The organism is Rhodopseudomonas sp. P1 (assembly GCF_039642825.1).
GTDB lineage: Bacteria > Pseudomonadota > Alphaproteobacteria > Rhizobiales > Xanthobacteraceae > Rhodopseudomonas > Rhodopseudomonas palustris_H.
This window is the reverse complement of the sequence record NZ_CP088006.1, coordinates 3,572,890-3,592,448: the sequence shown is the minus strand read 5'-3', so window position 1 is coordinate 3,592,448 and position 19,559 is coordinate 3,572,890. Positions and strand designations below refer to the sequence as shown.

Annotated in this window: 30 protein-coding genes; 29 read left to right on the top strand and 1 reads right to left on the bottom strand. The window is 64.4% G+C overall.

The features are described 5' to 3' along the window. The 27 genes from rplD to LRC39_RS16550 all read left to right on the top strand — a co-directional run bounded on the left by rplD (nucleotide 1) and on the right by LRC39_RS16550 (nucleotide 16,151). The gene (rplD, locus tag LRC39_RS16680; RefSeq protein ID WP_107346648.1) at nucleotides 1-621 is read left to right on the top strand and encodes a 50S ribosomal protein L4; all 621 of its coding nucleotides are present in this window, start codon (nucleotides 1-3) and stop codon (nucleotides 619-621) included. Continuing rightward, nucleotides 618-917 (top strand): 50S ribosomal protein L23, encoded by a 300-nt coding sequence (locus LRC39_RS16675; protein ID WP_011158793.1) that lies wholly within the window; start codon nucleotides 618-620, stop codon nucleotides 915-917. The genes rplD and LRC39_RS16675 overlap by 4 nt, the downstream gene beginning before the upstream one ends. 13 nt (nucleotides 918-930) lie before the next feature. Beyond that, nucleotides 931-1,767: a 50S ribosomal protein L2 gene (gene rplB / locus LRC39_RS16670; RefSeq protein ID WP_107345077.1), complete on the top strand. Its 837-nt coding sequence runs from the start codon at nucleotides 931-933 to the stop codon at nucleotides 1,765-1,767. A gap of 11 nt (nucleotides 1,768-1,778) precedes the next feature. Continuing rightward, nucleotides 1,779-2,057, top strand: a complete 279-nt coding sequence (gene rpsS / locus LRC39_RS16665; protein WP_011158791.1) for a 30S ribosomal protein S19 — start codon at nucleotides 1,779-1,781, stop codon at nucleotides 2,055-2,057. 10 nt (nucleotides 2,058-2,067) lie between these two features. Further along, nucleotides 2,068-2,451, top strand: coding sequence for a 50S ribosomal protein L22 (gene rplV, locus LRC39_RS16660; protein ID WP_011158790.1), 384 nt, complete (start codon nucleotides 2,068-2,070; stop codon nucleotides 2,449-2,451). Between the two features lie 22 nt (nucleotides 2,452-2,473). Continuing rightward, nucleotides 2,474-3,181 (top strand): 30S ribosomal protein S3, encoded by a 708-nt coding sequence (gene rpsC, locus LRC39_RS16655; protein ID WP_011158789.1) that lies wholly within the window; start codon nucleotides 2,474-2,476, stop codon nucleotides 3,179-3,181. A 32-nt stretch (nucleotides 3,182-3,213) separates the two neighbouring features. Then, entirely contained in the window at nucleotides 3,214-3,627 is a 414-nt protein-coding gene (rplP, locus tag LRC39_RS16650; RefSeq protein WP_011158788.1) for a 50S ribosomal protein L16, read from the top strand. Between the two features lie 5 nt (nucleotides 3,628-3,632). Then, complete coding sequence (rpmC, locus tag LRC39_RS16645) at nucleotides 3,633-3,842, top strand: 50S ribosomal protein L29 (RefSeq protein ID WP_011158787.1); 210 nt, start codon at nucleotides 3,633-3,635, stop codon at nucleotides 3,840-3,842. A gap of 12 nt (nucleotides 3,843-3,854) precedes the next feature. Beyond that, a complete protein-coding gene (gene rpsQ / locus LRC39_RS16640; RefSeq protein WP_013501923.1) occupies nucleotides 3,855-4,103 on the top strand; it encodes a 30S ribosomal protein S17 in 249 nt (82 codons plus the stop codon). A 63-nt stretch (nucleotides 4,104-4,166) separates the two neighbouring features. Further along, nucleotides 4,167-4,535 (top strand): 50S ribosomal protein L14, encoded by a 369-nt coding sequence (gene rplN / locus LRC39_RS16635; protein WP_011158785.1) that lies wholly within the window; start codon nucleotides 4,167-4,169, stop codon nucleotides 4,533-4,535. Then, nucleotides 4,535-4,849 carry a 50S ribosomal protein L24 gene (gene rplX, locus LRC39_RS16630; RefSeq protein ID WP_011158784.1) on the top strand — a complete coding sequence of 105 codons (315 nt, stop codon included), beginning with the start codon at nucleotides 4,535-4,537 and terminating at the stop codon, nucleotides 4,847-4,849. The genes rplN and rplX overlap by 1 nt, the downstream gene beginning before the upstream one ends. After that, nucleotides 4,842-5,399 carry a 50S ribosomal protein L5 gene (gene rplE / locus LRC39_RS16625; protein ID WP_011158783.1) on the top strand — a complete coding sequence of 186 codons (558 nt, stop codon included), beginning with the start codon at nucleotides 4,842-4,844 and terminating at the stop codon, nucleotides 5,397-5,399. Before rplX ends, rplE begins: the two co-directional genes overlap by 8 nt. Before the next feature lie 43 nt (nucleotides 5,400-5,442). Next, a complete protein-coding gene (gene rpsN / locus LRC39_RS16620) occupies nucleotides 5,443-5,748 on the top strand; it encodes a 30S ribosomal protein S14 (RefSeq protein WP_012496648.1) in 306 nt (101 codons plus the stop codon). Nucleotides 5,749-5,763: 15 nt separating this feature from the next. Further along, nucleotides 5,764-6,162, top strand: a complete 399-nt coding sequence (gene rpsH, locus LRC39_RS16615; RefSeq protein WP_107345076.1) for a 30S ribosomal protein S8 — start codon at nucleotides 5,764-5,766, stop codon at nucleotides 6,160-6,162. Between the two features lie 112 nt (nucleotides 6,163-6,274). Continuing rightward, nucleotides 6,275-6,808 carry a 50S ribosomal protein L6 gene (gene rplF, locus LRC39_RS16610; RefSeq protein ID WP_107345075.1) on the top strand — a complete coding sequence of 178 codons (534 nt, stop codon included), beginning with the start codon at nucleotides 6,275-6,277 and terminating at the stop codon, nucleotides 6,806-6,808. A gap of 11 nt (nucleotides 6,809-6,819) precedes the next feature. Next, nucleotides 6,820-7,182, top strand: coding sequence for a 50S ribosomal protein L18 (rplR, locus tag LRC39_RS16605; protein ID WP_107345074.1), 363 nt, complete (start codon nucleotides 6,820-6,822; stop codon nucleotides 7,180-7,182). Nucleotides 7,183-7,242: 60 nt separating this feature from the next. Beyond that, nucleotides 7,243-7,818, top strand: coding sequence for a 30S ribosomal protein S5 (rpsE, locus tag LRC39_RS16600; protein WP_011158778.1), 576 nt, complete (start codon nucleotides 7,243-7,245; stop codon nucleotides 7,816-7,818). A gap of 58 nt (nucleotides 7,819-7,876) precedes the next feature. Then, on the top strand, nucleotides 7,877-8,071 hold the full coding sequence (gene rpmD / locus LRC39_RS16595; protein WP_011158777.1) for a 50S ribosomal protein L30: 195 nt from the start codon (nucleotides 7,877-7,879) through the stop codon (nucleotides 8,069-8,071). Nucleotides 8,072-8,083: 12 nt separating this feature from the next. Further along, nucleotides 8,084-8,569, top strand: coding sequence for a 50S ribosomal protein L15 (gene rplO, locus LRC39_RS16590; RefSeq protein WP_107345073.1), 486 nt, complete (start codon nucleotides 8,084-8,086; stop codon nucleotides 8,567-8,569). 152 nt (nucleotides 8,570-8,721) lie between these two features. Continuing rightward, on the top strand, nucleotides 8,722-10,053 hold the full coding sequence (gene secY / locus LRC39_RS16585) for a preprotein translocase subunit SecY (RefSeq protein WP_107345072.1): 1,332 nt from the start codon (nucleotides 8,722-8,724) through the stop codon (nucleotides 10,051-10,053). Continuing rightward, nucleotides 10,050-11,174: an adenylate kinase gene (locus tag LRC39_RS16580; RefSeq protein ID WP_346294992.1), complete on the top strand. Its 1,125-nt coding sequence runs from the start codon at nucleotides 10,050-10,052 to the stop codon at nucleotides 11,172-11,174. The genes secY and LRC39_RS16580 overlap by 4 nt, the downstream gene beginning before the upstream one ends. A gap of 184 nt (nucleotides 11,175-11,358) precedes the next feature. Further along, the gene (rpsM, locus tag LRC39_RS16575; protein ID WP_011158773.1) at nucleotides 11,359-11,727 is read left to right on the top strand and encodes a 30S ribosomal protein S13; all 369 of its coding nucleotides are present in this window, start codon (nucleotides 11,359-11,361) and stop codon (nucleotides 11,725-11,727) included. A 130-nt stretch (nucleotides 11,728-11,857) separates the two neighbouring features. Further along, complete coding sequence (gene rpsK / locus LRC39_RS16570) at nucleotides 11,858-12,247, top strand: 30S ribosomal protein S11 (protein ID WP_011158772.1); 390 nt, start codon at nucleotides 11,858-11,860, stop codon at nucleotides 12,245-12,247. A 134-nt stretch (nucleotides 12,248-12,381) separates the two neighbouring features. Further along, entirely contained in the window at nucleotides 12,382-13,401 is a 1,020-nt protein-coding gene (locus tag LRC39_RS16565; protein ID WP_107345070.1) for a DNA-directed RNA polymerase subunit alpha, read from the top strand. Nucleotides 13,402-13,557: 156 nt separating this feature from the next. Next, nucleotides 13,558-13,977 carry a 50S ribosomal protein L17 gene (gene rplQ, locus LRC39_RS16560; protein WP_107345069.1) on the top strand — a complete coding sequence of 140 codons (420 nt, stop codon included), beginning with the start codon at nucleotides 13,558-13,560 and terminating at the stop codon, nucleotides 13,975-13,977. A 283-nt stretch (nucleotides 13,978-14,260) separates the two neighbouring features. Further along, a complete protein-coding gene (locus tag LRC39_RS16555; protein WP_346294991.1) occupies nucleotides 14,261-15,055 on the top strand; it encodes an SDR family NAD(P)-dependent oxidoreductase in 795 nt (264 codons plus the stop codon). Nucleotides 15,056-15,188: 133 nt separating this feature from the next. After that, nucleotides 15,189-16,151 carry an IS5 family transposase gene (locus LRC39_RS16550; RefSeq protein ID WP_346294990.1) on the top strand — a complete coding sequence of 321 codons (963 nt, stop codon included), beginning with the start codon at nucleotides 15,189-15,191 and terminating at the stop codon, nucleotides 16,149-16,151. A 295-nt stretch (nucleotides 16,152-16,446) separates the two neighbouring features. Here LRC39_RS16550 and LRC39_RS16545 read toward each other — a convergent pair whose 3' ends face one another. Beyond that, nucleotides 16,447-17,463 carry a zinc-binding alcohol dehydrogenase family protein gene (locus tag LRC39_RS16545; protein ID WP_346294989.1) on the bottom strand — a complete coding sequence of 339 codons (1,017 nt, stop codon included), beginning with the start codon at nucleotides 17,461-17,463 and terminating at the stop codon, nucleotides 16,447-16,449. A 118-nt stretch (nucleotides 17,464-17,581) separates the two neighbouring features. On the opposite strand from LRC39_RS16545, the gene LRC39_RS16540 reads away from it, so the two are divergent. Both LRC39_RS16540 and LRC39_RS16535 read left to right on the top strand, forming a co-directional pair. Then, nucleotides 17,582-17,971 carry a winged helix-turn-helix transcriptional regulator gene (locus LRC39_RS16540; protein WP_346294988.1) on the top strand — a complete coding sequence of 130 codons (390 nt, stop codon included), beginning with the start codon at nucleotides 17,582-17,584 and terminating at the stop codon, nucleotides 17,969-17,971. 83 nt (nucleotides 17,972-18,054) lie between these two features. Continuing rightward, nucleotides 18,055-19,446 (top strand): DegQ family serine endoprotease, encoded by a 1,392-nt coding sequence (locus LRC39_RS16535; RefSeq protein ID WP_107345066.1) that lies wholly within the window; start codon nucleotides 18,055-18,057, stop codon nucleotides 19,444-19,446. Nucleotides 19,447-19,559: the final 113 nt, after the last annotated feature.

The following is a 19,559-nucleotide window of genomic DNA, read 5'->3' as shown; positions in this document are numbered from 1 at the left end:
ATGGAACTGAAAGTCACCACCCTCGAGGGTAAGGAAGCCGGTTCGGTCCAGCTCTCCGACGAGATCTTCGGTCTGGAGCCGCGCACCGACATCATTCAGCGTTGTGTGATCTGGCAGCTCGCGAAGCGGCAGGCCGGCACCCACAAGGCCAAGGGCCGCGCGGAAGTCTGGCGCACCGGCAAGAAGATGTACAAGCAGAAGGGCACCGGCGGTGCTCGTCACGGTTCGCAGCGGGTTCCGCAGTTCCGTGGCGGCGGTCGCGCCTTCGGCCCGGTGGTGCGTTCGCACGCCATCGACCTGCCGAAGAAGGTGCGTATCCTGGCGCTGCGTCATGCTCTGTCGGCGAAGGCCAAGGGCGGCGGTCTGATCGTGCTCGACAAGGCCGAGCTCGAAGCCGCCAAGACCAAGACGCTGGTCGGTCACTTCTCGGGCCTCGGCCTCGAGAGCGCGCTGATCATCGACGGTGCCGAGGTGAACAACGGTTTCGCCGCGGCGGCCCGCAACATCCCGAACATCGACGTGCTGCCGGTTCAGGGCATCAACGTCTATGACATTCTGCGCCGCAAGAAGCTGGTGCTGACCAAGGCGGCGGTCGATGCGTTGGAGGCGCGCTTCAAATGAAATCCATCGATCCGCGCCATTACGACGTGATCGTTGCGCCGGTCGTGACTGAAAAGTCCACGATGGCGTCCGAACACAACAAGGTCGTGTTCAAGGTGCAGGGCGGCGCGACCAAGCCGCAAATCAAAGAAGCCGTCGAAAAGCTGTTCGACGTCAAGGTGAAGAGCGTGAACACGCTGGTGCGCAAGGGCAAGACCAAGGCCTTCCGCGGCACCTTCGGCACGCAGTCGGACGTCAAGCGTGCGGTCGTGACCTTGGAAGAGGGCCACCGCATCGACGTCACCACCGGACTGTGAGGCGGGACCGACCATGGCATTGAAGACCTTTAATCCCACGACGCCGGGCCAGCGCCAGCTGGTGATGGTTGATCGTTCGGCGCTGTACAAGGGCAAGCCGGTCAAGCGGCTGACCGAAGGCAAGAACTCGAACGGCGGTCGTAACAACACCGGCCGCATCACGGTTCGGTTCCGCGGCGGTGGTCACAAGCAGACCTACCGCATCGTCGATTTCAAGCGCACCAAGGTCGACGTTCCGGCCAAGGTCGAGCGTCTGGAATACGATCCGAACCGCACCGCCTTCATCGCGCTGATCAAGTACGAAGACGGCGAGCAGGCCTACATCCTGGCGCCGCAGCGTCTGGCCGTCGGCGACACCGTGATCGCGGGTGCCTATGTCGACGTGAAGCCGGGCAACGTGATGCCGCTGGGCAACATGCCGATCGGCACCATCGTGCACAACGTCGAGTTGAAGATCGGCAAGGGCGGCCAGCTGGCCCGTTCGGCCGGTACCTACGCTCAGATCGTCGGTCGCGACCATGACTACGTGATCCTGCGCATGAACTCGGGCGAACAGCGCCTGGTTCACGGCCGCTGCATCGCGGCGATCGGTGCGGTGTCCAACCCGGACCACATGAACATCTCGATCGGCAAGGCCGGTCGTAAGCGCTGGCTCGGCCGTCGCCCGCATAACCGCGGCGTCGTCATGAACCCGATCGACCACCCGCACGGCGGCGGTGAAGGCCGCACCTCGGGCGGCCGTCACCCGGTCACCCCGTGGGGCAAGCCGACCAAGGGTAAGAAGACCCGTTCGAACAAGTCGACCGACAAGTTCATCCTCATCAGCCGCCACAAGCGGAAGAAGAAGTAAGGAAGCCGGACATGGTTCGCTCAGTCTGGAAGGGCCCGTTCGTCGAGGCCTCGCTGCTGAAGAAGGCCGATGCCGCGCGTGCGTCGGGCCGTCACGACGTAATCAAGATCTGGAGCCGTCGCTCGACCATCCTGCCGCAGTTCGTCGGCCTGACCTTCGGCGTCTACAACGGCCAGAAGCACGTCCCGGTGTCGGTGAACGAGGAAATGGTGGGTCACAAGTTCGGTGAGTTCTCGCCGACCCGCACTTTCCACGGCCACGCCGGCGACAAGAAGTCGAAGAAGGGTTGAGGACGAGACGATGAGCAAACCCAAGCGCGAACGTAGCCTGCCTGATAACGAGGCGAAGGCTGTCGCCAGGATGCTTCGCGTCTCTCCGCAGAAGCTCAACCTGGTCGCCCAACTGATCCGCGGCCGCAAGGCGTCGGCGGCTCTCGCCGACCTCGCGTTTTCGCGCAAGCGGATCGCGGTCGATGTCAAGAAGTGCCTCGAATCGGCTATCGCCAACGCCGAGAACAACCACGACCTCGACGTCGATGCGCTGGTCGTCTCCGAGGCCCACGTCGGCAAGGGCATCGTGATGAAGCGTTTCACCCCGCGCGGCCGTGGTCGCTCGGGCCGTATTTTCAAACCCTTCGCGCAGCTGACGATCGTCGTTCGTCAGGTCGAAGAAGCAAGCGCTTAAGCGAAGGCGCGGGAGACTTTCGATGGGTCAAAAGATCAATCCGATCGGGCTGCGGCTGGGTATCAACCGGACGTGGGATTCCCGTTGGTTCGCCGGCAAGAACGAGTACGGCAAGCTGCTGCACGAGGACGTCAAGATCCGCGAGATCCTGCACAAGGAACTGAAGCAGGCGGCGGTAGCGCGTATCGTGATCGAGCGCCCGCACAAGAAGTGCCGCGTGACGATCCACTCGGCGCGTCCCGGCGTGGTGATCGGCAAGAAGGGCGCCGACATCGACAAGCTGCGTAAGAAGGTTGCCGACATCACCTCTTCGGACGTGGTGATCAACATCGTCGAAATCCGCAAGCCCGAGCTCGACGCGACCCTGGTCGCCGAGTCGATCGCGCAGCAGCTCGAGCGCCGCGTTGCGTTCCGCCGCGCGATGAAGCGGGCGGTGCAGTCGGCGATGCGTCTCGGCGCCGAAGGCATCCGGATCAACTGCTCGGGCCGCCTCGGCGGCGCCGAAATCGCCCGTATGGAGTGGTACCGCGAAGGCCGCGTGCCGCTGCACACCCTGCGCGCCGACATCGACTACGGCGTTGCGACCGCGTTCACGACCTTCGGCACCTGCGGCGTCAAGGTCTGGATCTTCAAGGGTGAGATCCTCGAGCACGATCCGATGGCCCAGGACAAGCGCATGGCCGAAGGCGATGGTGGCGGTTCGTCCCGTCCGCGCCGCGACGCCGCCTGATCGCGCAGAATTCGAATTGAGGGCGTAAAGCCATGATGCAACCAAAGAGAACCAAGTTCCGTAAGGCGCACAAGGGCCGCATTCACGGCGTTGCGTCCTCGGGCGCGACCCTGGCTTTCGGCCAGTTCGGCCTGAAGGCGATGGAGCCGGAGCGGATCACCGCGCGTCAGATCGAAGCCGCCCGCCGTGCGCTGACCCGTCACATGAAGCGTGCCGGCCGCGTCTGGATCCGCGTGTTCCCCGATCTTCCGGTGTCGAAGAAGCCGGCCGAAGTCCGCATGGGCTCCGGCAAGGGTTCGCCGGAGTTGTGGGTGGCGCGCGTCAAGCCGGGCCGGGTGATGTTCGAGATCGACGGCGTCAACCAGCAGATCGCTCGCGAGGCGCTGACCCTGGCCGCCGCCAAGCTGCCGATCAAGACGCGCTTCGTCGCGCGTATCGCGGAGTAATCCTCATGGCTGAGATGAAGACTGCCGACATCCGTGCGATGAGCGAAGACCAGATGGACGACGCGATTCTGTCGCTCAAGAAGGAACGCTTCAACCTGCGCTTCCAGCGCGCCACCGGTCAGCTCGAGAACACCTCTCGGCTGCGCGAGGCTCGCCGCGACATCGCTCGCATCAAGACCATCGCCGCGCAGAAGCGCGCCGGCAAGACGAAGTAAGGACCTTTAGACATGCCGAAGAGGACCCTGCAGGGCGTGGTCGTCAGCGACAAGCAAGAAAAGACGATCGTGGTGCGCGTCGACCGCCGCTTCACTCACCCGATCTACAAGAAGACCATCCGGCGCTCGAAGAACTACCACGCGCACGACGAGAACAACCAGTTCAAGCCGGGCGACATGGTGTGGATCGAAGAGAGCAAGCCGATCTCCAAGTTGAAGCGCTGGACCGTCGTCCGGGGCGAACCGAAGAAGACCGCCTAAGCGCGCATTTGCGCATCAGTTTAGCGCGCGAATAGCGCAGCAGAGAGAGGACGAGGTGCATCAATGATTCAGATGCAGACCAACCTCGACGTGGCCGACAATTCAGGCGCACGCCGTGTCATGTGCATCAAGGTGATTGGGGGATCCAAGCGCCGGTATGCGACCGTGGGTGACGTCATTGTGGTCTCGATCAAGGAAGCGATTCCGCGGGGCAAGGTAAAGAAGGGCGACGTGATGAAGGCCGTGGTGGTCCGTGTCCGCAAGGACATCCGCCGCGCCGACGGCTCCGTCATCCGTTTCGACCGCAACGCCGCCGTTCTGATCAACAATCAGTCCGAGCCGATCGGCACCCGTATCTTTGGGCCGGTGCCGCGCGAGCTGCGTGCGAAGAACCACATGAAGATCATTTCGCTGGCGCCGGAGGTGCTGTGATGGCCGCCAAGATCCGTAAGGGTGACAAGGTGATCGTGCTGAGCGGTCGCGACAAGGGCCGCACCGGCGAGGTGTTTGAAGTCCGTCCGGACGCCGGCAAGGCGCTGGTTCGCGGCATCAACGTGGTCAAGCGTCACCAGAAGCAGACCCAGACCCAGGAAGGCGGCATCATCTCGAAAGAGGCGCCGATCGACCTGTCGAACATCGCGATCGTCGGCAAGGACGGCAAGCCGACCCGCGTCGGATTCAAGATTCTCGCGGACGGCAAGAAGGTCCGCGTTGCCAAGCGTTCGGGAGCAGAGATCGATGGCTGAGACCGCTTACGTTCCGCGGCTGCGCACGGAATACGACCGCCACATCCGCACCCAGCTGACTGAGAAGTTCGGCTACGCCAACGTCATGCAGGTTCCGAAGCTCGACAAGGTCGTGCTGAACATGGGCGTGGGCGAGGCGGTGAACGACCGCAAGAAGGCCGAGCAGGCGGCGGCGGATCTGTCGCTGATCGCCGGTCAGAAGGCCGTCATCACCTATTCGCGCGTCGCGATTTCGACCTTCAAGCTGCGCGAAAATCAGCCGATCGGCTGCAAGGTGACGCTGCGCCAGGCGCGGATGTATGAGTTCATCGACCGCCTGATCACGGTCGCGCTGCCGCGCGTCCGCGACTTCCGCGGCCTGAACCCGAAGAGCTTCGACGGCCGTGGCAACTATTCGCTCGGCATCAAGGAGCACATCATTTTCCCCGAAATCGACTTCGACAAGACCGGCGAGTCGTGGGGCATGGACATCACGGTGTGCACCACCGCGCGGACCGACGACGAGGCGCGTGCGCTACTCACCGCTTTCAATTTCCCGTTCCGGCAGTGAGACGCTGAAAAGCCTCTCAAACGCGGAAACCCAGGAGCCTGATATGGCAAAGAAGAGTGCGATCGAGAAGAACAACCGCCGGAAGAAGATGACCAAGAACGCTGCGCCGAAGCGCGCGCGTCTGAAGGCCATCATCGCCGACAAGTCGAAGCCGATGGAAGAGCGCTTCGCGGCCACGCTGAAGCTCGCCGAAATGCCGCGCAACTCGTCGGCGACTCGCATCCGTAACCGCTGCGACCTCACCGGCCGTCCGCGTTCGGTCTATCGTCTCAACAAGCTCAGCCGTATCGCGATCCGCGATCTCGGTTCGCGCGGCCTGGTTCCGGGCCTCGTGAAGTCGAGCTGGTAAGGGGAGGGTCGTCAGATGTCTACGCACGATCCGATCAGCGATCTCATCACCCGCATCCGCAACGCGCAGATGCGCTCCAAGTCCAAGGTTTCGACCCCGGGCTCCAAGATGCGCGCCAACGTTCTCGATGTGCTGAAGTCCGAGGGCTACATCCGCGGCTACGCCACCGTCGAGCATCCGTCGGGCCGCAGCGAGCTCGAGATCGAGCTGAAGTATTTCGACGGCGAGCCGGTGATCCGCGAAATCGAGCGCGTGTCGCGCCCGGGCCGTCGGGTTTACGCCTCGGTGAAGAACTTGCCGCGCGTCAACAACGGCCTCGGCATCTCGGTGCTGTCGACCCCGAAGGGGATCATGGCCGATCACGACGCCCGCGACGCCAATGTCGGCGGCGAGGTTCTGTTCACGGTGTTCTAATCGAAAGCGCGAACGGCCGGACGGTCCGGCCCGGGCGCGCGAAAGAGCGGAAATTGGCGCATCGTCCCGGGCGGGAATTCGCCGGATGATGCAGGGTTAAGAAGGATCGACCATGTCACGCGTTGGCAAGAAGCCCGTCACGGTCCCGTCTGGGGTGACGGCGACCGTCGAGGGACAGACCGTCAAGATGAAGGGGCCGAAGGGCCAGCTTCAGTTCGTCGTGCACGACGACGTCGACGTGAAGTTCGAGGACGGTGCGGTCAAGGTGGCGCCGCGGCACGAGACCAATCGTGCCCGTGCGCTGTACGGGACGGCTCGCGCTCAGATCGCGAATCTGGTGGAAGGCGTCACCAAGGGCTTCGAGAAGAAGCTCGAGATCACCGGCGTCGGCTATCGCGCGGCGATGCAGGGCAAGAAGCTGCAGCTCGCGCTCGGCTACAGCCACGACGTGCTGTACGACATCCCGGAAGGCATCACCATCACGGTGCCGAAGCCGACCGAGATCAACGTCGCCGGCATCGACTCTCAGAAGGTCGGTCAGGTCGCCGCCGAGATCCGCGACTACCGTCCGCCGGAGCCGTATAAGGGTAAGGGCGTGCGTTACGCCGACGAATTCATCTTCCGCAAGGAAGGCAAGAAGAAGTAACGGAGCCGGTCATGTCGAAGATGAAGGTTACGAATGCCCGGCGCACCAACCGGGTCCGGACTGCGCTGCGGCGCACCGCCAACGGCCGTCCGCGGCTGTCGGTGTTCCGCTCGTCCAAGCACATCTATGCCCAGGTGATCGACGACGCCAAGGGCGAGACGCTCGCTTCGGCTTCGTCGCTGGAGAAGACGATGCGCGAGGCCGGCAACACCGGCGCGAACATCGACGCCGCCAAGGCCGTCGGCAAGCTGGTTGCCGAGCGTGCGGTGGAGAAGGGCGTCAAGGAAGTCGTGTTCGACCGCGGCGGCTATCTGTATCACGGGCGCGTCAAGGCCCTGGCAGATGCGGCCCGCGAGAGCGGCCTGAGCTTCTAAATTTCGGTTTGAACGGATACCAGGATCGGGGCGCGAGCCTCGCAAGGATTGGAACACACCATGGCAGCTGAACGCGAACGCGGCGGACGCGAACGGAGCAGGGAGCGCGAGGAGCGCGACAGCGAGTTCGTCGACAAGCTCGTCCACATCAACCGTGTGGCGAAGGTGGTGAAGGGCGGCAAGCGCTTCGGCTTCGCTGCGCTGGTCGTGGTCGGCGATCAGAAGGGCCGGGTCGGCTTTGGCCACGGCAAGGCGCGCGAAGTGCCGGAAGCGATCCGCAAGGCCACCGAGTCGGCGAAGCGCAACCTGACCCGCGTCGCGCTGCGCGAGGGCCGCACCCTGCATCACGACATTGCCGGCCGTCACGGCGCTGGCCGCGTCTATCTCCGCGCCGCCCCGGCCGGTACCGGCATCATCGCCGGCGGTCCGATGCGTGCGGTGTTCGAGACCCTCGGCATCGCCGACGTGGTCGCGAAGTCGGTCGGCTCGTCGAACCCGTACAACATGGTTCGCGCCACCTTCGACGCGCTGAAGCACCTCGACTCGCCGCGTTCGGTTGCCGCGCGCCGCAACATCAAGGTTTCCACTCTGCAGGCCCGCCGCGTCGGTGGCGATGCCGAAGTGGTGGCCGAATAACAGCGTGATCGAGGGCGATCACGCGGTCTTCTGACAAGACGCGATCGGAGTGAACGAGATGGCCAAGGCCGCAAACATGATCAAGGTCGAGCAGATCGGCAGCCCGATTCGGCGCCATCACTCGCAGCGCGAGACGCTGATCGGCCTGAAGCTGAACAAGATCGGCCGCGTCGCCGAACTGCAGGACACCCCTGAAGTTCGCGGCATGATCGGCAAGGTGCAACACCTCGTCCGCGTCGTCGACGAGAAGTAAGGAGACAGGGCGATGAAGCTCAGCGAGATCGCCGACAACGTCGGTTCGCGCAAGAAGCGCATGCGGATCGGCCGTGGCATCGGTTCGGGCAAGGGCAAGACCGGCGGTCGTGGCGGCAAGGGCCAGACCGCGCGTTCGGGCGTGCGCATCAAGGGCTTCGAAGGCGGTCAGATGCCGCTGCATCGTCGCCTGCCGAAGCGCGGCTTCAACAACATCTTCGCGCTCGAATTCGCCGAAGTGAATCTCGACCGCCTCCAGGAGGCCGTGGATGCCAAGGCGATCGACGCCGGCAAGGTGGTCGACGCTGCGGCGCTGGTCGAGGCGGGCGTTCTGCGTCGCGCCAAGGACGGCGTTCGTCTGCTCGGCCGCGGTGAGCTCACCGCGAAGCTGAACATCGAAGTGCACGGTGCGACCAAGTCGGCGATCGCCGCGGTCGAAAAGGCCGGCGGTTCGGTGAAGATCCTCGCCCCGAAGGCGGAAGAAGGCGAGGCGGCGTAATATCCCCGTCAGCGCCCGCTGTTAAAGCGGGCGCCCGGCTTCGCCGGTACGGTGGATTTTTCGACACGCGCGCACCAAATTGAGGCCCGGCGCCGACCCGACCGCCGCATCCGGCGGCGGATCGGGACGAGCAGCGCGGGAGAAAGCCGGATATGGTCTCAGCAGCTGAACAACTAGCGGCAAACCTCAACTTTTCGGCGCTTGGTAAAGCCGAAGAGCTGAAGAAGCGGATCTGGTTCACGCTCGGCGCGCTGCTGGTGTACCGCTTCGGCACCTACATCCCGCTGCCGGGAATCGATCCGAACGTGTGGGAGCAGGTGTTCCGCCAGCAGGCTGGCGGCATCCTCGGCATGTTCAACATGTTCGCCGGCGGCGGCATCCACCGCATGGCGATCTTCGCGCTCAACATCATGCCGTACATCTCGGCATCGATCATCGTGCAGCTGCTGACTACCGTGTCGCCGCAGCTCGAAGCGCTGAAGAAGGAAGGCGAGAGCGGCCGTAAAACGCTCAATCAATACACCCGCTACCTCACCGTGATCCTGGCGCTGTTCCAGTCCTACGGTATAGCCGTCGGCCTCGAAGGCGCGGGCAATGTGGTGTCGGACCCGGGCATGTTCTTCCGGCTGTCGACCACGATCACGCTGACCGGCGGCACCATGTTCCTGATGTGGCTGGGTGAGCAGATCACCTCGCGCGGCATCGGTAACGGCATTTCGCTGATCATTCTGGCCGGCATCGTCGCCGAGCTGCCGTCGGCACTCGCCAACATGCTCGAGCTCGGCCGTCAGGGCGCGCTGTCGACCGGACTGATCCTGGTCGTGCTGGTGATGGCCGTCGTCGTGATCGCCTTCATCGTGTTCATGGAGCGGGCACAGCGCCGGCTTCTGATCCAATATCCGAAGCGCCAGGTCGGCAATAAGATGTTCGAGGGCCAGTCCTCGCATCTGCCGCTGAAGCTCAACACCTCGGGCGTGATTCCGCCGATCTTCGCGTCGTCGCTGCTGCTGCTGCCGACCACGATCGCGAACTTCAACGCCGGCAGCGGGCCGGAGTGGTTCCAGTGGATCGTGACCCAGTTCGGTCACGGCCGGCCGCTGTTCCTGCTGTTCTACATCGGCATGATCGTGTTCTTCGCGTTTTTCTACACCGCGATCGTGTTCAACCCGACCGAGACCGCGGACAATCTGAAGAAGCACGGCGGCTTCATCCCGGGCATCCGGCCGGGCGAGCGCACCGCCGAGTACATCGACTACGTGCTGTCGCGCATCACCGTGGTCGGTGCGATCTACCTGGCGATCGTCTGCTTGATCCCGGAGATCATGATTTCCTACGCCTCGGTCCCGTTCTATTTCGGCGGAACTTCGCTTCTGATCGTCGTCAGCGTGACGATGGATACGGTGGCGCAGGTGCAGGGCTATCTGCTGGCTCATCAGTATGAAGGCCTGATCAAGAAGTCGAAGTTGCGGGGGCGCAAGAAATGAGACTGATCCTCCTCGGACCGCCAGGCGCGGGCAAGGGCACGCAGGCGGGCCGACTGGTCGAGCGGCACGGCATCGTGCAGCTCTCCACCGGCGACATGCTGCGCGCCGCGGTCGCGGCCGGCACGCCGATCGGCCTCAAGGCCAAGGACATCATGGCGGCCGGCGGTCTGGTGCCGGACGAGGTGGTGATCGGGATCATCTCCGACCGAATCGATCAGGACGACGCCGCGCAGGGCTTCATCCTCGACGGCTTCCCGCGCACCGTGCCGCAGGCCGAGGCGCTCGACCGTCTGCTCAAGGACAAGGGCTTCGATCTCGACGCCGTGGTTGAGCTCAAGGTCAATGAGGGCGCGCTGCTCGACCGGGTCGAGACCCGCGTCGCCGAGATGCGCGCCCGCGGCGAGGAGCCGCGCGCCGACGACAACGCCGAAGCGCTGGCCAAGCGTCTGTCCGCCTACCGGGCGCAGACCGAGCCGCTGGTCGACTACTATTCCGAGAAGCGCAAGCTGCTGACCGTCGACGGCATGATGACGATCGACGAAGTCACCCGCGAGATCGGCCGGGTGCTCGAGGCGGTCCGCGCTGCGGATGCCAAGAAGGGGACCAAGGCCTCCCGCGCCAAGCGCACGGTCAAGACCGGCGCCAAGAAGGCTGCGACCAAGGCCAAGGGGTCCAAGGCTGCAACCAAGGCCAAGGCTCCGAAGAAGGCCGCGGCAAAGCCCGCCGCCAAGTCGGGTGCGAAGGCCGATTCGGCCAAGAAGGCTTCAGCTAAGAAGTCGTCGGCCAAACAGACGGTTGGCAAGAAGGCTTCAGGCAAGACCACCGTTGCCAAGAAGGCCGCCGGCAAGCCGGCCGCTTCCAAGGCAGGCAAGGCTGCGGTCGGCAAGACCGCGAAGGCCGGTCTGAAAAAAGCGGCCAAAGCCGTTGCAAAGGCTGGCAAAAAGGCCGCCAAGGCAGTCGTGAAGGCCGCCAAGGGCACGGCCAAACCGGCAGCCGGTAAGAAGGCGGCTGGCAAGAAGGCGACCCAAAAGGCCGCCGCGACCTCGAAGGCCAAGGCGGTTGCCAAGGTCCCGGCGCGCGGCAACAAGAAGGCCAAAAAGGTCACGAAGAAGCGAGCTTGAATTGGGATTCGGTTGACGAAGCGAAACTGAATCCTTTAATAAGGCCCGATATCCCGTCGGATAGGTTTCAGACGATGCCGGGCCCCAAAACTGAGCGAGGGGTCGGCGTCGTGTTCGCGTTTGTGAACGCCGCCCGAGAGAGCAAGGAATTGACCGGCTTTGGCCGGTGACAGGAGAGAAGTCTGTGGCCCGTATAGCCGGCGTGAATATCCCGACCAACAAGCGCGTCCTGATCGCGCTTCAGTACATCCATGGCATCGGTCAGAAGAACGCGGCCGACATCCTGGAGAAGGTGAAGATCCCGCTCGATCGTCGCGTCAATCAGCTCAGCGACGCCGAGGTGCTGCAGATCCGCGAAGTGATCGACCGCGACTATCTGGTCGAGGGTGACCTTCGCCGTGAGACCGGCATGAACATCAAGCGTCTGATGGACCTCGGCTGCTATCGCGGCCTGCGTCATCGTCGCGGCCTGCCGGTGCGCGGTCAGCGCACCCACACCAACGCCCGCACCCGCAAGGGTCCGGCGAAGGCGATCGCGGGCAAGAAGAAGTAAGTTTGCGAGTTGCGAATGGCCAATGGCGAGTAGGGGACTTCCCCTATTCGCCACTCGTTGTTCGCCATTCGTCGTTTCGGTGGAGCCGCTGGCGTTACGGCGGCGTTGAGATCACGTAGAAAGGTAGACTATGGCCAAGGACGCCACCCGCATTCGCCGTCGCGAGCGCAAGAACATCGCTTCCGGCATCGCGCATGTGAATTCGTCGTTCAACAACACCACCATCACCATCACCGACGCACAGGGCAATGCGATTGCCTGGTCGTCGGCCGGCACGATGGGTTTCAAGGGCTCGCGCAAGTCGACCCCGTACGCTGCGCAGGTCGCGGCCGAGGACGTCGCCAAGAAGGCGCAGGAGCACGGCATGCGCACCCTCGAAGTCGAGGTGGCGGGCCCTGGTTCGGGCCGTGAGTCGGCGCTGCGCGCGCTGCAGGCGGCGGGTTTCACGGTGACCTCGATCCGCGACGTCACCACCATCCCGCACAATGGTTGCCGTCCGCGTAAGCGTCGTCGCGTCTGAGTTTTGTTCGCCGGCGGTGTTCACCCCGCCGGCGATTCCATTCGTTGTTTCCCGCGGATTGATCCGCAGTTTCCAATGCTAGCAGCGATGCGCCGGGGCCCCGGCTTCGATCGCCTGGCCAGGAAGGTGACACAGTGACGATCCAGAAAAATTGGCAGGAATTGATTCGGCCGAACAAGCTCCAGGTTACCCCCGGGAGCGATGCCACCCGGTTCGCGACGCTGGTCGCCGAACCGCTTGAGCGCGGCTTCGGCCAGACGCTCGGCAACGCGCTGCGTCGCGTGCTGCTGTCGTCGCTGCAGGGCGCGGCGGTGCAGTCGGTCCACATCGACGGCGTTCTGCACGAGTTCTCCTCGATCGCCGGCGTGCGCGAGGACGTCACCGACATCGTGCTGAACATCAAGGACATCTCGCTGAAGATGCAGGGCGAAGGCCCGAAGCGGATGGTCGTGAAGAAGCAGGGTCCGGGCGTCGTCACCGCTGGTGACATCCAGACCGTCGGCGACATCGTCGTGCTGAACCCCGACCTGCAGCTCTGCACGCTGGACGACGGCGCCGAGATCCGCATGGAGTTCACCGTCAACACCGGCAAGGGCTACGTCGCCGCCGAGCGCAACCGTCCCGAGGACGCGCCGATCGGCCTGATCCCGGTCGACAGCCTGTACTCGCCGGTCCGGAAGGTGTCGTACAAGGTCGAGAACACCCGCGAGGGCCAGATCCTCGACTACGACAAGCTCACCATGACGGTCGAGACCAACGGCGCGATCTCGCCGGAAGACGCGGTGGCGTTCGCCGCCCGCATCCTGCAGGATCAGCTCAACGTCTTCGTCAACTTCGAAGAGCCGCGCAAGGAAGTCACTCAGGAGATCATTCCGGATCTCGCCTTCAACCCGGCCTTCCTCAAGAAGGTGGACGAGCTCGAGCTGTCGGTGCGTTCGGCGAACTGCCTGAAGAACGACAACATCGTCTACATCGGCGACCTGGTGCAGAAGTCGGAAGCGGAAATGCTCCGCACCCCGAACTTCGGCCGCAAGTCGCTGAACGAGATCAAGGAAGTGCTGGCGCAGATGGGCCTGCATCTCGGTATGGAAGTGCCGGGCTGGCCGCCGGAGAACATCGACGAGCTCGCTAAGCGCTTCGAAGATCACTACTAAGCAACTCGGCCTCATGGTTCGCCATGAGGCCTCTTCCTCGGCCTGAAGGAGCGGCGCTGCCGCTCTCGAAGGGTGAGGCTCCACCAGGGCGAACGCAGGTAGCCCGCCTGCAACTCCGACGAACCGTCGGGTATCATCGAGTGAAGGACTGACAACATGAAGCACGGCAAGGTTCATCGGAAGCTCAACCGCACGGCCGAACACCGCAAGGCGATGTTCGCCAACATGTGCGCCGCTCTGATCAAGCACGAGCAGATCGTCACCACGCTGCCGAAGGCCAAGGAGCTGCGGCCGATCGTCGAGAAGCTGGTCACCCTCGGCAAGAAGGGCGGCCTCGACAAGCGCCGCCAGGCGATCGCCGAAATGCGCGACATCGAGCAGGTCAAGAAGCTGTTCGACGTGCTGGCGCCGCGCTACGCCGACCGCAACGGCGGCTACACCCGCATCATCAAGGCCGGCTTCCGCTACGGCGACAATGCCGCGATGGCGGTGATCGAATTCGTCGACCGCGACGAAGACGCCAAGGGCAAGGATTCTGGCCCGACGCAGGACAGCAGCGAAGCCGAAGCGGCGTAAGCGGCTTCCTTCCAGTCTGAGTTTTCAAAAGGCGGTGCCGCAAGGCGCCGCCTTTTTCGTTGCGGCATAAGTTCTATCCCTACGTCATCCCCGCGGATGCGGGGATCCAGTATTCCAGAGCGCCGGTGATGAGCATGAAGGCTCTGCGATACTGGGTCGCCCGCCTTCGCGGGCGATGACGGCTGGTGGGTGAGGGCGCACGTCCTCGTGTCTGGCGCTGGCGATCAGCGGTCCGGATGGTTACTTCCGTCATCGCGTTGATGATTGAAAACGGGAGCACTCCATGCAGATCGATCTTTCCGGCAAGACCGCGCTCGTCACCGGCTCGACCGCCGGCATCGGCCACGCCATCGCCAAGGGCCTCGCCGCGACCGGCGCCAATGTCGTCATCAACGGCCGCGGCCAGGCCAAGGTCGACGCAGCGGTCGCCGCAGTTTCCAAGGTCGCCAAGGGCGGCAAGGTCAGCGGTGTGGCGGCCGACGTCTCGACCGCGGACGGCTGCGCCAAACTGGTCGCCGCCCAGCCCGACGTCGATATCCTGATCAACAACACCGGCATCTTCGAGCCGAAGCCGTTCTTCGATATTCCGGACGAAGACTGGCAGCGCTTCTTCGACGTCAACGTGATGAGCGGCGTTCGGCTGTCGCGCGCCTATATGCCCGCAATGCTGAAGCGCAATTGGGGCCGCATCGTCTTCATCGCTTCGGAATCCGCCCTGATGATTCCGCAGGAGATGATTCACTACGGCATGACCAAGACCGCGCAGCTCTCGGTCTCGCGCGGCCTCGCCGAACTCACGCGTGGCACCGCGGTGACGGTGAATGCGGTGATGCCGGGGCCGACGATGAGCGAGGGTGTGCAGACCTTCGTAGCCGATCTCGCCAAGCAGAACGGCCAGTCGGAGAGCGAAGCCGCAGCGAACTTCATCAAGCAGCATCGCCCCGGCTCACTGATCCAGCGCTTCGCCACCGTCGAGGAGATCGCCAACATGGTGGTCTATGTCAGCTCCAAGGAGTCCGCCGCCACCAACGGCGCCGCACTGCGGGCCGAAGGCGGCCTGCTGCAGACGATCGCGTAGTGAGAAGGGGAGGTTCTGGAGTCACTGCCCGCGGCAGCCCTCACCCCAACCCTCTCCCGCAAGCGAGACCTCTGCAAAACCTGACTGTTCTATCCAGATGTGATTCACTTGCGCTTAGTCGGAGGTGAACGGGATGGCGCAGGACAGTTTCATTGAGGCTTTGCTGCCGGCGGGCTTTGGGCGCAACGAGCGGCTGGAGCGCATTTCGGGCCTGCTCGATTGGGGCCGTCTTGCCGTCCTGATCCGGAAGGTGCGGCCGGGCGAGACCGGTCGGCCGCCCTACGAGCCGCTGACAATGTTCAAAGCCTTGTTGCTGCAGCAGTGGTACGGACTGTCCGACCCCGGTCTCGAAGAGGCCCTGCTCGACCGAGTTTCGTTCCGGCGCTTCTGCGGGTTCGCGCTGGATGCGCAGACACCCGACGAGACGACGCTTTGCCGGTTTCGCAATGCCTTGCAGCAGGCCGGCCTGGGAGACGCCCTGTTTCAGGAAGTTCTCCGGCAGCTCGAAGCGGCTGGATATGTCTTGAAGACAGGGACTTTGATCGACGCAACCCTGGTTCAAAGTTCAGGGCGGACGCCTGCCTCGGGATCGACCCCGCGCGAGGTCGAGAGCCGCTCGTCACACGATCCGGAAGCCAACTGGACAAGGCAGGGCCCCAAGCGCCAGCTGTTCTTCGGCTACAAGGCGCACATCGCAATCGATCAGGGATCGGGGCTGATCCGGGCCCGCAAACTGACCGGGGCGAAGACGTATGAGAGCCAAGTCGCCGACGATCTCGTCCTCGGCGACGAGAAGGCGGTCTATGCCGACAAGGCCTACGAGAAGCGTGCGCGCCGCCAAGCCCTCAAAGCTCGTGGCATCAAGGATCGCATCCAGCATCGTCGCAACAAACACCAGAAGACGCTGCCGCGATGGCAGGCCGTACGCAACAAGCTGATCGGGCGCGTGAGGCAGGCGATCGAACGGACCTTCTCGCAACTCAAAGGCCGCTACGGCTTCACCCGCATGCGCTACGCCGGCATCACCGCCAACGCATTCCACCTCGATCTAATCTCGATCGCCTACAACCTGCGAACCGCAGCCGCCATCCGCTGACCAATCTCCGGCCACGGCGGCCGAAACCGCCGCTCGCAGCCAAATCGCATCACGCCATCACCCCTCCAGCTGCCAACTCGCCAAATCAACAAGTTTCGCAGAGGTCTCGCAAGCGGGAGAGGGAGCTCGCCGCATTCGGAGCGGATGAAATGATCCCGTCACAATTTCCGAACTAACAGCAATCCTACGCCGCGTTCATCCGCAGCCCCGCCACGTCGGCAGCGTGCTCCCTCTCCCGCTTGCGGGAGAGGGGTGGGGTGAGGGCGACGCGGGCACGGCGCTCGTTGAAGAGCGCCTAACCCCACCCCTCCAGCACGACCTTGCCAACCGACTTGCCGCTTTCGATCAGCGCGTGGGCGCGTTTCAGGTTGGCAGCGGTGATGGTGCCGAAGGTCTGTTGATGGGTTGTCCGCAGCACGCCGGTGTCGATCAGGCCGGCGACTTCGTCGAGCAAATCGTGCTGCGCGATCATGTCGGCGGTCTGGTACGAGGAGCGGGCGAACATCGCTTCCCAATGCAGCGACGCCGATTTCGGCTTCAGCAGCATCGGGTTCAGCGCCGCCGGATCGTCGATCAGGCCGATCTTGCCCTGCGGCGCCAGGATATCGATCAGGCTGGCGAAGTGCCCCTCGGTGCCGGTGAGGCTGGCGATCAGCGCGACCGGCGGCAGCTTCAGCGCGTCGACCTGCGGCTTCATCGGCTTGGAGTGATCGATCACCGCGTGGGCGCCGAGGTCGAGGCACCACTGCCGTGTTTCGGGCCGCGATGCCGTGGCGATGATGGTCAGCCCGGTGAGGCGGCGCGCGAGCTGGATCAGGATCGAGCCGACGCCGCCAGCGCCGCCGACGATCAGCAGCGTGCGCGGATCGAACGCCTTGCTCGGCACCACGCCGAGCCGGTCGAACAGCAATTCCCAGGCGGTGATCGAGGTCAGCGGCAGCGCCGCGGCCTCGGCAAAGCCCAGCGTCTTCGGCTTGCGGCCGACGATGCGCTCGTCGACCAGATGCAGTTCGGCGTTGGTGCCCGGCCGTTGGATCGAGCCGGCGTAAAACACCTCGTCGCCCGGCTTGAACAACGTCACCTCGGCGCCGACCGCTTCGACCACACCGGCCGCGTCGTAGCCGAGGATCTTGTGTTCGCCGGCGGGCGGGGCGGCGCGCTTGCGCACCTTGAAGTCGACCGGATTGACCGAGATCGCCTTCACCGCCACCCGCAGGTCGCGTGGACCCGGCTCGGGCGTGGGCAGTTGCAGATCCAGCAGCGCCTCGGGATCTTCGATCGGGAGGCTCTTGGTGTAGCCGACAGCTTTCATGGTTGGGCTCCGTGCAGGGACGTTTGTCGCCGTGCAAGGTCGCCTTCACCGGCCTTTATTGCAAGTACTGTCGTTTCGGGGATATAGTCACCGATCGGATACTATTGGGCCACTCCGCATGAAACGTCGCAACTTTGCCTGTGCGCCGGGCTGCTCGGTCGAGGTGACGCTCGACCTGATCGACGGCAAGTGGAAGGGCGTCATCCTGTACCATCTGCAGGACGGCCGGCTGCGGTTCGGGGAGCTGCGCCGGCGGATGCCGGGCATCACCCAGCGAATGCTGACCAAGCAGCTGCGCGCCCTGGAAGACGACGACCTGATCACCCGCGAGGTGTTCGCCGAGGTGCCGCCGCGGGTGGAATACGCGCTGTCGGAAACCGGCGAGCGGCTGCGCCCGGTGATCGACGCGCTCAAGCGCTGGGGCGAGGAACACCGTGCCAGCCAGCAGCAGCTCGCGCTGCGCGCCGCCGAGCCGCCGTCCGAAGCCGCCGAGGCTCAGCCGGCGTGAGCGCCGGCCGCTTTTCCTTCTCCTGGCTGGGCCGGCGGACTATATCTGCTGCGCCATCGATGCCCCCTGTAACGGATTCCCGCATGAACCCGATCCGCACCTTCGCTGTCCTCTGTGTGTCACTCGCCCTCACCACGCCGCTCGCGGCGCAGGATCGGCGGGTGCCGTCGTCGCCGGCGGAGCTGAAGCTGTCCTACGCGCCGATCGTGCAGCACGTGCAGCCGGCGGTCGTGAACGTCTATGCCGCCAAGGTGGTGCAGAACCGCAATCCGCTGCTGGAAGATCCGATCTTCCGCCGGTTCTTCGGCGTGCCCGGTCAGCCGGAGCAGATCCAGCGCTCGCTCGGCTCGGGCGTGATGGTCGATGCCTCGGGCCTGGTCGTCACCAACAACCACGTCATCGAGGGCGCCGATCAGGTCAAGGTCGCGCTTGCCGACAAGCGCGAGTTCGAAGCCGAGATCGTGCTGAAGGACAGCCGCACCGATCTGGCGGTGCTGCGTCTCAAGGACACCAAGGAGAAGTTTGCCACGCTCGACTTCGCCAACTCCGACGACCTGATGGTCGGCGACGTGGTGCTGGCGATCGGCAACCCGTTCGGCGTCGGTCAGACCGTGACGCACGGCATCGTCTCGGCGCTGGCGAGGACCCAGGTCGGTATCACCGACTATCAATTCTTCATCCAGACCGACGCGGCGATCAATCCCGGCAATTCCGGCGGCGCGCTGGTCGATGTTTCGGGCAAGCTGGTTGGTATCAACACCGCGATCTTTTCGCGCTCGGGCGGCTCGCAGGGCATCGGCTTCGCGATCCCCGCCAACATGGTGCGCGTGGTGGTCGCCTCGGCCAAGAGCGGCGGCAAGGCCGTGAAGCGGCCGTGGCTCGGCGCGCGGCTGCAGGCGGTGACGCCGGAGATCGCCGAGACCCTCGGACTGAAGCGACCGGGCGGTGCGCTGGTCGCCAGCGTCACCAAGGGCAGCCCGGCGGAGCGGGCAGGGCTGAAGCTGTCCGACCTGATCGTGTCGATCGACGGCTTTGCGATCGATGATCCCAACGCGTTCGATTATCGCTTTGCCACCCGTCCGCTCGGCGGTGCCGCGCAGCTCGACGTGCAGCGCAGCGGCAAGGCGGTGAAGCTGTCGATCCCGCTCGAGACCGCGCCGGACTCCGGCCGCGACGAGCTGGTGATCACCTCGCGCTCGCCGTTCCAGGGCGCCAAGATCGCCAACATCTCGCCGGCGATCGCCGATGAGATGCGGCTCGATCCGAGCGTCGAAGGCGTCGTGGTCACCGAGCTGCCAGAAGACAGCACCGCGGCGAATGTCGGCTTCCAGAAGGGCGACATCATCGTTGCGGTCAACAACACCCGGATCGCCAAGACCAGCGACCTCGAACGCGTCGCCGGCCAGACGGCACGGCTGTGGCGCATCATGCTGGTCCGCGGCGGCCAGCAGATCCAAGTCACCCTGGGCGGATGAGCCGTCACGCAGCGAGACGTCTCCAAACCTCTCCCCGCGTGCGGGGAGAGGTCGCTCATCGAACGCAGTTCGATGAGCGGGTGAGGGGGCGTCTCCACACGGCAGAGTCTCAG